The 12,817-nt window shown below is 33.7% G+C and carries 12 protein-coding genes; 5 read left to right on the top strand and 7 right to left on the bottom strand.

Going from position 1 to position 12,817, the window contains the following annotated elements:
- Nucleotides 1-87 precede the first annotated feature (87 nt).
- Entirely contained in the window at nucleotides 88-1,527 is a 1,440-nt protein-coding gene (locus QZQ55_RS08735; protein ID WP_295092425.1) for a radical SAM protein, read from the bottom strand.
- A 246-nt stretch (nucleotides 1,528-1,773) separates the two neighbouring features.
- Between QZQ55_RS08735 and ppk1 the strand changes: the two genes are divergently transcribed.
- From ppk1 to QZQ55_RS08720, 3 genes are read left to right on the top strand one after another with little or no spacing between them, the layout of a single operon-like run.
- Nucleotides 1,774-3,810, top strand: coding sequence for a polyphosphate kinase 1 (ppk1, locus tag QZQ55_RS08730; RefSeq protein WP_295092422.1), 2,037 nt, complete (start codon nucleotides 1,774-1,776; stop codon nucleotides 3,808-3,810).
- 12 nt (nucleotides 3,811-3,822) lie between these two features.
- Nucleotides 3,823-4,890 (top strand): 6-phosphofructokinase, encoded by a 1,068-nt coding sequence (locus QZQ55_RS08725; protein WP_295092419.1) that lies wholly within the window; start codon nucleotides 3,823-3,825, stop codon nucleotides 4,888-4,890.
- A 50-nt stretch (nucleotides 4,891-4,940) separates the two neighbouring features.
- A complete protein-coding gene (locus tag QZQ55_RS08720) occupies nucleotides 4,941-5,630 on the top strand; it encodes an RsiV family protein (RefSeq protein WP_295092416.1) in 690 nt (229 codons plus the stop codon).
- A gap of 7 nt (nucleotides 5,631-5,637) precedes the next feature.
- Here QZQ55_RS08720 and QZQ55_RS08715 read toward each other — a convergent pair whose 3' ends face one another.
- The 4 genes from QZQ55_RS08715 to QZQ55_RS08700 are packed head-to-tail and all read right to left on the bottom strand — an operon-like array spanning nucleotide 5,638 to nucleotide 9,054.
- The gene (locus QZQ55_RS08715) at nucleotides 5,638-6,144 is read right to left on the bottom strand and encodes an NAD(+) diphosphatase (RefSeq protein ID WP_295092413.1); all 507 of its coding nucleotides are present in this window, start codon (nucleotides 6,142-6,144) and stop codon (nucleotides 5,638-5,640) included.
- Nucleotides 6,141-7,448 carry a replication-associated recombination protein A gene (locus tag QZQ55_RS08710; protein WP_295092410.1) on the bottom strand — a complete coding sequence of 436 codons (1,308 nt, stop codon included), beginning with the start codon at nucleotides 7,446-7,448 and terminating at the stop codon, nucleotides 6,141-6,143. The genes QZQ55_RS08715 and QZQ55_RS08710 overlap by 4 nt, the downstream gene beginning before the upstream one ends.
- A 28-nt stretch (nucleotides 7,449-7,476) precedes the next feature.
- Nucleotides 7,477-8,160 (bottom strand): A24 family peptidase, encoded by a 684-nt coding sequence (locus QZQ55_RS08705; protein ID WP_295092406.1) that lies wholly within the window; start codon nucleotides 8,158-8,160, stop codon nucleotides 7,477-7,479.
- Between the two features lie 9 nt (nucleotides 8,161-8,169).
- Entirely contained in the window at nucleotides 8,170-9,054 is an 885-nt protein-coding gene (locus QZQ55_RS08700; protein WP_295092404.1) for a LysR family transcriptional regulator, read from the bottom strand.
- Nucleotides 9,055-9,164: 110 nt separating this feature from the next.
- Here QZQ55_RS08700 and QZQ55_RS08695 point away from each other — a divergent pair, with 110 nt between their 5' ends.
- Complete coding sequence (locus QZQ55_RS08695) at nucleotides 9,165-9,854, top strand: YoaK family protein (protein ID WP_295092401.1); 690 nt, start codon at nucleotides 9,165-9,167, stop codon at nucleotides 9,852-9,854.
- Between the two features lie 41 nt (nucleotides 9,855-9,895).
- Here the strand turns inward: QZQ55_RS08695 and QZQ55_RS08690 are convergent, their stop codons facing one another.
- A complete protein-coding gene (locus QZQ55_RS08690) occupies nucleotides 9,896-10,939 on the bottom strand; it encodes an SWIM zinc finger domain-containing protein (protein ID WP_295092398.1) in 1,044 nt (347 codons plus the stop codon).
- Nucleotides 10,940-11,230: 291 nt separating this feature from the next.
- On the opposite strand from QZQ55_RS08690, the gene QZQ55_RS08685 reads away from it, so the two are divergent.
- Nucleotides 11,231-11,995, top strand: coding sequence for an AraC family transcriptional regulator (locus QZQ55_RS08685; protein ID WP_295092395.1), 765 nt, complete (start codon nucleotides 11,231-11,233; stop codon nucleotides 11,993-11,995).
- Here QZQ55_RS08685 and QZQ55_RS08680 read toward each other — a convergent pair.
- Complete coding sequence (locus tag QZQ55_RS08680) at nucleotides 11,983-12,747, bottom strand: MATE family efflux transporter (RefSeq protein ID WP_295092392.1); 765 nt, start codon at nucleotides 12,745-12,747, stop codon at nucleotides 11,983-11,985. The genes QZQ55_RS08685 and QZQ55_RS08680 overlap by 13 nt on opposite strands.
- Nucleotides 12,748-12,817: the final 70 nt, after the last annotated feature.

Here is a 12,817-nt window from a genome sequence, read left to right as displayed (position 1 = left end):
ATTACCTGTGGTCGGACTATCTCCGACTGAATCAGTGCCATGCCCGGCACACTAGTAAAAGGCAGTTTAAACTAAACTGCCTCATAGTTATTCTTCGTTATGTAATCCTAATTCTTCCATTCTCTTTGGTGCATAGTTTTCATACTTAGGATGAGGATGATGATGATCTTTCCAGTATTCTTCTGCAATAGGTGCCCATTCTTTTGCATAGTCTTCACACTTATCACATAAGTGATCTGCTGTTTCAGGAGATTCCATATTGGTATCATGCGCACCTGTACGTTTCACCATTTCTCTTAATAATGATGGATTTTCCAACATTGGACAAGGTCTTAAATGATTTTCATTAAATGGCTGTTCTTCATGATAAGCCATGAATAGAGGTGACTGCAACATTTCAAGAATTGAGTTTTCATGAATATTTGTATTTGAATAATGAATAAATACGCATGGTTCAGCATCACCATTTGAGTTGATATGGAAGTAGTTTCTACCACCGGCAATACATCCACCAACATATTCACCATCATTCTGGAAATCCATTGGATAGAAGTTAATATCACATTTATCTGAACGAATATATCTAATACGATCAATCATATATTTTCTCTGTTCCATTGTTGGTAATAGATCAGTGACTGCATTGTTTCCTACTGGCATATAATGGAAGTAGAAACCAAAGCGTGCTCCTTTATCTGTAATCATCTTAAAGAACTCATCACTTGTGACAGCTTCTACATTATATTTTGTATAACAGATAGATGTACCAAAGACGATACCATATTTCTTTAATAGATCCATAGCCTTCATAACGGCTACAAAATGACCATCACCACGTCTTGCATCATTTGTTTCTGGAGTTCCTTCAATAGATAATAAGAAAGTAATATTACCAAGTCTAACTAACTCTTTACAGAATGCGTCATCAATCAAAGTAGAATTTGAGAAGATTGCGAATTCTACATCATTGTGCTTTTCTGCAAGTTTAATGATTTCCTTCTTTTTAACAAGTGGTTCTCCACCTGTTAATAAATAAAGGTACACACCTAGTTCCTTACCCTGTGTAACAATCTTATCCATATCTTCAAAAGTTAAGTTGCTTTTATGTCCATAAGTACCACTCCAGCATCCTTCACAATGCATGTTGCAGGCACTTGTTGGGTCAAATAGAATCAACCAAGGAATATTACAGTTATATTTCTTACGGTTTTCACGAATTGTTTTTGTACCTCTAAAGAATGCTTCATAACCTAGATTTAAAGCTGTCTTTTTAATGAATTCTGGGTTTGCTTCATCAATCACACTATTGATATAGTTCACCCATTTATTGTTTGGATCCTGTACAGCCGTTCTAGCAGCATCATAATTTTCCTTAGTAAATCCTTTACCATAGAACTTTTCTCCAAGATCAATTAATTTTAAATATTCTGCATTACGATCCTTATCTAATCCTTTCACAATACGGTCAATCACAACTTCCATTGCTTTTCTTTCAGCAGCATGTGATACTTTATCTAATGTATTCATAATCAACATCCTCTCTCTTTCACATATTCTCATTTTAGAATGTTACGAATAAAAGTCAACAAAAATGACCATTGTTCATTTAGTCATTTTTCTAAATTTGCTCAAAAATATGTATTTATTTCTTACAAAAAATATGAAATGCACAAATTTTACACAACTTTAATATATAATTTATATAAACTAAATATCACTCATATTAGTATAATGATAAAATTAACGCTATAATGAGACTATGGAGGAATGATTATGAATATTTATAAAGACAACCGAGAATTGTCTTGGTTAAAGTTTAATGACCGCGTACTTATGCAGGCCAAAGATGAAAGTGTGCCGTTAGGAGAGCGTCTGACTTTCATTTCTATTTTCCAGACGAACCTGGATGAATTCTTTAGAGTGCGTTTAGGATTCTTATTTGATCAGGCTTTGTTTTATCCTGCCCTAAAGGAGAACAAAACAAATATGACATCTTCTGAACAGATCAAAGCCTGTGAGAGAAAGGTGAAGTATCTATATAAGAAGAGAGATAAGATCTATTCAACCAATCTTGAAAAGATGAAGGAGTATGGTGTAGAGCTTGTTAATTATGATGATATAAAGGATAAAGAAGACAAGAAATTCCTCGAACATTATTTCACACAGGAAATGCTTCCACTTGTATCACCACAGGTTGTTTCTAAAAGACAGCCATTTCCTTTCCTTAATAATGGTGAACTCTATATTGTGACTCAATTAGAAAGTAAAAAGGGTAAGAGAAAGATGGGGATTGTTTCATGCTCTGCCGCTTTTGATGAAAGACTTATTGCGTTACCTAGCAAACCTGGTAAGTTCATTTTGGCAGAAGAAATTGTGAAAAAGTATCTTCCTGTTATTTTCCATGGACAAACAGTTAAGAATGCTTCTATAATTCGTATTATAAGAAGTGCTGATATTGAAGAGGATGATTATTCTTTACAGGAACATGAAGACTATCGTGAGATGATGGAAACTCTTATAAAGCAGAGAAGAAAGCTTGCACCTTTAAGAATGGAAATGTCTCCAGGTCTTGAAGATATTGAAGTAGATATGTTGAAACATTTCTTAGATCTTTCTAGTGGTCAGATATTTGAAGTAGACAGTCCGTTAGAGTTCTCATTTGTATTTACTTTACAGGATTATTTAAAATCACATCATCCAGAATTATTCTATAAGCGTTTAGAAGCGCGTAATTCTCCACTTGTAGAAAATACTGTCCCTATGATTAAACAGGTATTAAAGCATGATATACTACTTTCTTATCCTTATGAATCTATGGCACCATTCTTAAGATTCTTAGACGAAGCAAGTCGTGATCCACAGGTGATCAGTATTAAGATGACACTTTATCGTGTTGCAAAGAATTCTAAGGTTGTTAAGAGTTTAATTCGTGCTGCAGAAAATGGTAAGGATGTCACAGTCCTAGTAGAGCTTCGTGCACGTTTTGATGAAGAAAACAATATTGCCTGGTCTAAACAGTTAGAGAGTGCTGGATGTCATGTCATTTATGGTTTAAGTGAATTAAAGGTTCATTCCAAACTATGTCTTATTACTTATCGTACAGATGAAGGTATCAAGTACTTAACTCAGATTGGTACTGGAAACTATAACGAAAAGACTTCTAAGCTTTATACTGACTTCTGTTTGATGACTTCAGAACATGCTTTTGGTGAAGAAGCCAATGAGCTCTTTACACATTTATGTTTAGGTGAAACAGATCATAATGCGAATGTATTATTAGTTGCACCTCATTGTATGATTTCAAAAATCTTTGAAAAGATTGATAAGCAGATTGCTCTTGCAAAAGCTGGTAAACCTGCTTATGTAGGCTTTAAGTGTAATGCAGTGACAAGTAAGAAGATGATTGAAAAGCTTGTAGAAGCCAGTCAGGCAGGTGTTAAGATTCAATTAGTTGTCAGAGGTATCTGTTGTATTATTCCTGGTATTAAGGGGTATACAGAAAATATACAAGTTATATCTATTGTCGGACGTTATCTAGAACATTCTCGTATTTATATATTTGGTAACAAAAATCCAGAAGTATATATTTCTTCTGCCGACCTAATGACACGTAACCTAGAAAGACGTGTTGAAGTCGGTGCACCAATTCATGATCCTCGTATCAAGAAAACTATTCTTAATATGTTTGATATAATGCTTCGTGATAATGTGAAAGCATCACGTTTATTAAATGATGGTACATATAAACGTGTAAAGAATAAACAGGAGAAAATCAATAGTCAGGAATACTTCTTTAAGAAGAAAGTATAAGGGAGGTACAATATGCGCGTTGGTATTTTAACAAGCGGAGGAGACTGTCAGGCCCTTAATGCAACTATGCGTGGGTTGGCTTTAACTCTTTATAGAAATGTAAAAGATGTTGAAATCATCGGCTTTATCGATGGTTACAAAGGATTAATGTATGAAAAATACAGAAAGATGAAGCCCAAAGATTTTTATGATATTTTAAACGTAGGTGGTACAATTCTTGGAAGTTCTAGATGTCCTTTCAAGCGTATGCGTATTATTGAAAATGGTTTTGATAAAGTCAAAGCCATGAAGAATACTTATAAGAAACTTCAATTGGACTGCTTAGTTGTACTTGGTGGTAATGGTTCTATTAAAAGTGCTAATATGTTATCACAGGAAGGATTGAATGTAATAGCATTACCCAAAACTATTGATAATGATGCCTGGGGTACTGATTATACATTCGGCTACTCTTCTGCTACTGCAATTGCGACACGTTATCTAGATGAAATCAAGACAACTGCCGCAAGTCATAGTCGTGTCTTCGTGATTGAAGTCATGGGTCATAAGGTAGGACATATCTGCTTATCTGCAGGTATTGCAGCAGGTGCTGATGTCATTCTCTTGCCTGAGATTCCATATGATATTAAAGTAGTTGCGAAAAAAGTAAAAGAAACATTAAAGAACGAAAAGAACTATGCGATTATTGCCTGTGCAGAAGGTGCTATTTCTGAAGCAGATGCCTTAATGAAGAGAAAAGACTATAAAACAAAGGTTCTTGCAAGAAAAGGTCGTTCTGTAGCTTATGAAGTAGCTGACGAATTAAGTCAGGAAATCGATGCGGAGATTCGTGTATCATGTATTGGTCATGCACAACGTGGTGGTAACCCTAATAGTTATGATCGTGAAATTTCTACACGTTTTGGTGTAGAAGGTGCAAGATTGATCATCAAGAAACATTATGGTGAATATGTTGTATTACAGGGCAATCATGTAACACATATCCCATTAGAAGCGACTGCAGGAAAATTGAAATTTGTAGATACTGAGGGAGAAATCGTACAGAGCGCAAAGCTTGTAGGTATCTCATTTGGTGAGTAAACTGTTCGCAAGAACAGTTTTTTTGTGTATAATGTAAGTTAGGTGATACTATGCATAAACTAACATTTTGGAAAAAGATAGGACTTTCTATAATTGTCCTTGTAACTATACTTGTACTTATTAATCATAAACTCAATAAAGATACTGATACACCAAATAGACTGACTCTCTCTAACCTATTTACTGTAGATGTGAAGAAATCCCATGTCCCATGGATTACAACTGCAGATAATAACAAACAGGAAGCTCTTGATGTAGTGAATCGTAAGATGGCATCTACTATTAAGAATTTTATTCACAAAGAAGAGAAGAATGGTGGCTACTATTTTGTAACTCATAAAGTGATTTATAATACAGATCAGCTTTTCACACTCAAACTAGAATTACATAAATCACAGGCAGACAGTTATACAAAGAATGTTTATTATACAATTAATAAATCTACAGGGAAAAGCACTCCCCTTTCTGCTTATTTCAAGAACAGTGATTATAAAGATGTGATTTCTAAAGAAATAATAAGACAAATGAAAGCAGAAATGAAAAAAGACACCAATAAAGTCTATTGGTGTCAAAAAGGTGATAACCCACGCTTTAAAACTATTTCTAAGAATCAAAGCTACTATATTAATAAACAAGGTGAGCTTGTCATCTGTTTTGATCAATTTGAAGTGGCTCCGGGTTATATGGGAAACCCTACATTCACAATAAAAAATGACTTACTTGACGACTACTTCAAATAGTCGTCTTTTATTTTGTGAAGACAAGATTATTTTCTCTTTTGTATAAGTATCTTCTCAATAATTCCTGTGCTAAAGAATCTGGCTTAATGATATTCATTGCATCTTTCAAATCATACCATTTTGCATAATCTACTTCTTCATTACAATGAAATGATTCATTTTCCACAACGACGATATAGTTATTTATGTATGTATTCGTACGTGCATAGTATTCATTGTCATTGAATTCATAAGAAGAAATAGTAAGCCCTGTTTCTTCTTTGACTTCTCTAAAGAGGGCCTGCTTTGCATTTTCACCTTTTGTGACATATCCAGCTATTAAGATATTATCCTTACGTCCATATTGTTGGATGAGAAGGATTTTATCTTTTTGGGGATTGAGTACCAAAGCACTTACTGCACTATTGAACATCGGGAATCTGAATTCCTGACAATGAGGACAATAAGGAACCATACCATCTATCCCATTTTCTTTTTCTATTAATTCATGACCACATTTCACACAATAACTCATTGATTTTCTTTTCTCCACTTCTTAATTTCATCTAATCTATTCTTATATTGTTTCTCTGCACCCTGATTTGTAGGAAGATAATACTCTTTATCTTTCAATGAATCAGGCAGACATTGCATATTCGTAATCTTCTCTTTTGTATCATGAGCATATTGATAGCCTTCCCCATAATGTAGTTCCTTCATAAGTTTTGTAGGTGCATTACGAATAACTAATGGTACAGGTTCAGATAATTCTTTTAATGCATCTTTTTTAGCTGTTTCATAGGCTAAATATAAGGCATTAGATTTAGGTGCCATGGACATATAGACAACAGCCTGCGTTAATATCACTGAACATTCAGGCATACCTATATAATGGCAGCTTGTATAAGCATCATTCGCAATAGACAAAGCACGAGGATCTGCTAAACCAATATCTTCACTCGCAAAACGAATCACTCTTCTTGCGACATAAAGAGGATCTTCCCCCGCTTCCAACATTCTTGCCAGCCAATAAACAGCCGCATCAGGATCAGAATTACGCATTGATTTATGCAAAGCACTTATCAGATTATAATGTTCCTCACCCTTCTTATCATATAAAAGAGATTTCTTTTGTGTGCATTGTTCAATGATGGTCTTAGTAACATGAATAATTCCATCATGCTCATCACTATTATTAATTACCATTTCTAAAGTAGATAATGCATTTCTTGCATCACCATTACTAAAAGCTACAATAAGGTGTAAACAATCATCGGACATATCTATATTTAAGTCTCCAAATCCCTTAGGACTTGTAATCGCATGCTTTAATAATGATACAATATCCTCTTCTTCAAGTGCATTGAGGACAAAGACTTTACAGCGTGATAAAAGAGCTCCATTGATTTCGAATGATGGGTTTTCAGTTGTTGCACCTATAAGTATGATGCTTCCTTTTTCTACAAAAGGTAAAAAAGCATCTTGCTGGGATTTATTAAATCGATGTATTTCATCCACAAAAAGAATTGTCTTTTCACCAAAGACACGATTGTTTTCTGCCTGCTTCATCACTTCTCTTATTTCTTTAATACCACTTGTCACAGCAGAGAAATCAATAAAAGAAGAATGTGTATGGGAGGCAATAATTCTAGCAAGTGTGGTCTTTCCTACACCCGGTGGTCCCCAGAAGATCATTGAAGAAATAGAATCTGTTTCTATGAGTCTTCTTAGTATTTTTCCTTTTCCTACAAGATGTGTCTGCCCGACAAATTCATCAAGATTATCAGGTCTGAGTCTTGAAGGAAGAGGTTCATTGAATGTTTCTTCAAAGAGTGTCATAAAAATACCTCCTATGACAAAAATAGTATTACAGTATAAAGAAACTGTCAAATAAAGATATGATTAACCACCCAAGAGTAATAAAGGGACCAAAGGGAATCATCTTCTTTTTGTTTATAAAAGAGAAGATGATTCCTAAGAAACAGGCAATAGATAAAATACTTAATGTTTGATAGAAGCCTAAGGAAAGACTACAGACACCTAACATCTTGATATCTCCCCCACCTAATCCTTCTTTTCCAGTAATCTTATAAAAAAGATAAACAAATAAAACAAGAAATAACATAAATATAAGAGATTCTTTGAGATACACAATCTTAAAGCTACATAATAAGCTAATAAGAAGATATGTATCAGGTATTTCATAGAGATGTAAGTCAATAATAGAAATAATATAAAAGCATGTGAAAGAGACAATATGAGAAAAATAGAGGGTGGTTAAACCATCATGAATATAAAATAAGACAAATAAAAAGCCTGCAGTCAATTCATGAACAAGCAGACTCATATTAAGCTTATGATGACAATAACGACATTGTCCTTTAAGTAATATATACGATAATACTGGAATAAGATCTAATATATATAATGTATGTCCACAATGTTCACAATGACTTCTTCCAAGTATTGATTCGTGTGTGATATAACGATGTGACATACAGGATATAAAACTGCCAAAACATGTACCTATCATAAATATAAGCAGTGGCATAACTCCTCCTTAATGATGTGTGAGTGATTCAATTAGTTTACTAGAGGCAATGCTTTGTGATTTATTAGGATCCTTAACTAAGCATACCTTTCGATGTGGTAAGGATTGAATCAACGGGATTTCATAGATTTCTCCCTTATCTAGGTATGGCTGGGCTAGTTTTCTAGGATAGAAAGCAATACCTAAATTATGAACAATGAGAGGGATAATCTGATCTGTTGTAGAGACTTCTATATCAGGATGGAAAGAAACACCATTATCTAAGAAATATTGGTTATAGAAGTTTCTTGTTCCTGTCTGACTTGTAAGAGAAATAAAAGGTGTATCCTTAAATTCATCTAGAGAGTGACATTTTGATGCAAAGTCCTTATATTTCTTCCCACAAATGAGAATATCCTCAAAATGGTCAAGTACTGAGACCTGTAATAAATGTGGTAAGTCTATCGGCGTTGTAACAACAGAGAAATCACATAAATCATTTCTTAATGATTCTAATGCTTCTGGTGTTGTATGATTTGTGATACGCAGGCGTACATGTGGATATTGTTCGTGAAAACGTTCTAGATGATCAAAAAGGAATATACGTAGTGCATTCTCACTAACACCTAAAGTAATCAGACCGCTGTTTAATTCCTTTTCTTTCTGTAATTCACTTTCTCCTAGTCTTAAATGTTCCTGGGCAATTGCTACATGTTCAAATAAGTTTTCTCCCTCTGGTGTTAATTTTACACCTCTATTTGAACGAATAAAAAGTTTACAGCCTAGTTCGCTTTCTAGATTATTGATATAACGGGTGATATTAGGCTGGTTGTTTCTTAACATCTCTGCCGCCTTTGTGAAGCTCTGGTATTGTGCTACATAGTAGAATATTCTGTAATAATCATAGTTTGCCATAAGCGCCCTCCCATATAATAATCATATCATCAGTATATCAAAAATACTTTTTACATATTTCTGTTCATTCAGTATAATGCATTTGATTTAAATTTACAACGGAGTATGTTATGAAAGACAAACTTATTCAATGGTTTTTACGTGAAAGACAGATGTCTGAAGCTTTTATAAATAGTATCTTTTTAGCAATGTCAGGTGGCTTTCAGGATGCTTATACTTATTTTGCACGTGGTGGTGTTTATTCGAATGCCCAGACAGGCAACGTCGTATTATTAAGCAATCATCTTATGTGTGGCGAATGGATGACTGCATTAAAATATTTATTACCTTTAATTGCCTTTGCATCCGGAATATTTATTGCGGATATCGTGCATTCTCGCTTTAAATATGCACAGAAGATGCATTGGAGACAGGGAATACTTGTCATAGAAATAGTGATTCTATTCTTTGTAGGACTCATTCCTCATCATTTAGATAACTTAGCAACTATTCTCGTCTCATTCTCATGTGCTCTGCAGGTACAGACATTTAGAAAAGTAAGTGGTTATTCTTATGCATCTACTATGTGTATTGGAAATATCCGTAATGGGACAAGTGCTTTGGCTGATTATACAGAAACCCATAATAAGGCCTCTTTAAGACGTGCATTCTACTATTATGGTATTATTTTCTTCTTTGGACTTGGTGCAGGACTCGGTGGTCTATTCTCTAGAGGAATGTCCATTCATGTCATCTGGGTATCAAGTATCCTGCTTATTATCAGTTTCTTTATTATGAGCCTAGAAAAACTAAGAGAGTAGGGAGATTGATCTCCCTACTCTTTTTATACGCTTAAATGGTTTTATTTTCTCAACTTATTGACTGAAATAAACTGTATACCTCCAGGAATCTCTTCTATCTCTTTAAGATAGTGAGTGATATCCTGTTTACCTACAAGTGGCTTAAGTTCTTCTAGATACTTATTTAATAGTTGTTCAGGATAGTCTAATAAATCATGATAATATTCTTCAAGAATATAGAGACCCGGTGTTTGTATAACTAAATCAAGAAGATTATCATACATGCCTTCTTCTAAGTAGATCTTATCTAATCTCGCACGAGGAGGTAGGTTCTTAAGAAGTTCATCTCTTAAAGGCTCCCATTCTTTTTTTGAATATTGTCTTTTTAATTCACGATAAAAATCAATCTGTCCATCCTCTCTTACAAGTGTCCATAAGATATCTAGATAAGAGTCACGATTATTATCTTTAAGATAAAGGTCCTTGAGACAAGATTGATACATCTTTTTAATAGATGGCTTATCTGTATTCAATGATTTCACAAAAGAAATAGCTTTTTTAATATCAAGAGAACCATAATAATCAATCAATAATTGAAACACGACTTTGTCCTCTAAATAATCCTTAAAGGTATGTATTAACACATCAATATCATAGTATTCATCAATACATTTCACAATATAACCACGAGCTGATTTCTTGTCAGGATGATTTCTAAAAGCTTCTTCTACACTTTCTTTAATCTCTTCTTTCTTTTCTACCTTTGGTAATTGATCAAAGTATTCTGGATGATCTTTTAATATGCTCTTTAATAACTGTTTGGCCTGTTTTTCACTTAATGCATCAATGAGTACATGCTCATCATAAACCGGATGACTATCTAGATAATACATCACAGCTGCCATATGCTTACAATGTGCCCCTTCTTTGGCATAAGGACAATCACAGAACATATCATTATTGTCCATCTTCACATGGTAATCTTCTGTCCCATGAACAGTGGCATAGATCACTTCTCCTACTTTACGCACATGATCCACTGCCCCTTCTTGAGCATATTCATAGCCTCTTTCTAATATTAAATCATCAAATAATTCTTCTTTCATCCTATCAGCTCCCTAATCAAAATTATAACATATCCTTAACATTAAGCATAAACATATCAATTTCGTATATTATATATACTTTTAATCACTTTAAAATGCTTATTAATATCATTATTGTATGTTTATAAGTTTATTTTTACAGAATGTCGCCGTTTACATTCAATGAACATATCTTCATTTACTATTATTTATTCTATTTTTATCATTCTATATCATTATCGTATATTTTTATTGAATATTTTTCATTATTTATCTATAATAATATCATTATCGTTTACAAGGAGTTTATTCATGTTTCCTATTCATACACAGCATATTGAAAATACAGAAAATGACATGATTTATCATGACCATGATTCTTTAGAATTTATTTATTGTCTTCATGGAGAAGTATCCTATTTAGTTAATGGAGAATCAATTACTATTCATAAAGGAGAAGCCTTTATGATTAATAGACATGTAATTCATGCTAGACTTTCTTCTAATGCACATTTAATGACAGTCTCTATTGAAAGAGACTCCTTTAACATGCATGAATCCCTATTAAGCTATTTTGATTCTTTCTTTAATCATGAGCATGCGCCTTATCTCATTATTCATGATCATACAATACATGTACTGATTACTAAATTATATGGTTTACTCAATATTCCTGAAATGAACCCATTTCTTATTTTATCTACCGCGTCTCATCTCGTTCATTTAGTAAGTATCATTCTACCTAAAGAAGAACCGCTAGAAGATTATGATAAGGTGTTAGGAATGATTCATTACTTAGAAGATAATATATCCCAAAAGATTACTATCCAGGATATGGCAGACTCTATTTCTATCTGCCGTTCTAGATGCTGCAGTTTATTTTCTCAATACCTCCATACTTCTCCTATGGTTTACTTAAATGAGTTACGTTTAGTGCATAGCACTGAATTATTATCTCAAGATTATTCTATTGTAACTATTTCTAAAATGTGTGGCTTTAGTCGTCCTAGCTATTTTAATACACAATTTAAAAAGAGGTATCATATAACACCTCTTGAATATCGTCATTCTTCTTGAATCTTTTTGAAACAATAACTAAATGTAAACACACAATAGAGTGCTGCGACAATCCAGGCTGTCTGATCAGCACAGCATATTGCAGTATAACCAGCTATTGGTACAAATACTAATGACACTGTACATCTCGCAATCATTTCAATGACACCAGAAAATATTGCGAGTCCGGAATAACCAATTCCCTGAGTTGTCTGGCGACATACATTGAGAATTGAAAGAACCCAATAGAAATACCCCATATAGGCGATATATTTTGCGGATGCATCAAGGACTGCACTATATTTTGATGAAATAAACAACATTGAGAATGTTCTACCAAATAGAATCAATAAGATTCCTACAATCACGCCATAGATAATACCTACAACAACAGTTTGTATGACACCTTTTTTGATACGATCATATTTCTTTGCGCCATAGTTCTGACTTGCGAAAGTAGAAGCCGCTGTGGCCAATGCATCAAATGGACAGATGGCAAGCTGCTTGATTTTAGCTGCTGCCGCAAAGGCAGACATATAAGTTGCACCTAAAGAGTTATTGGCTCCCTGCATAACCATTGAACCAATTGCGGTAATAGAGTATTGCAGCCCCATTGGAAGTCCCATACCAAGTAAACTCTTAACCATAGATGACTTTATTACTTTATTTTCTTTTTCTAGATGTAATACTGTAAAACGTTTTTTTATGAGTATAAGGCATAGGATACCACTGATCCCTTGTGATACAATAGTCGCAAGTGTAGCACCTGCCACATCTAGTTTTAAAATAAAAATTAGATATGAATTTTGATTATCTTTTTAGAAGTTCTTATATGCCGGTATA

Source organism: uncultured Catenibacterium sp., assembly GCF_900540665.1.
GTDB lineage: Bacteria > Bacillota_I > Bacilli_A > Erysipelotrichales > Coprobacillaceae > Catenibacterium.
The sequence above is the reverse complement of the archived record's forward strand: the minus strand, read 5'-3'. Positions and strand labels throughout refer to the sequence as shown.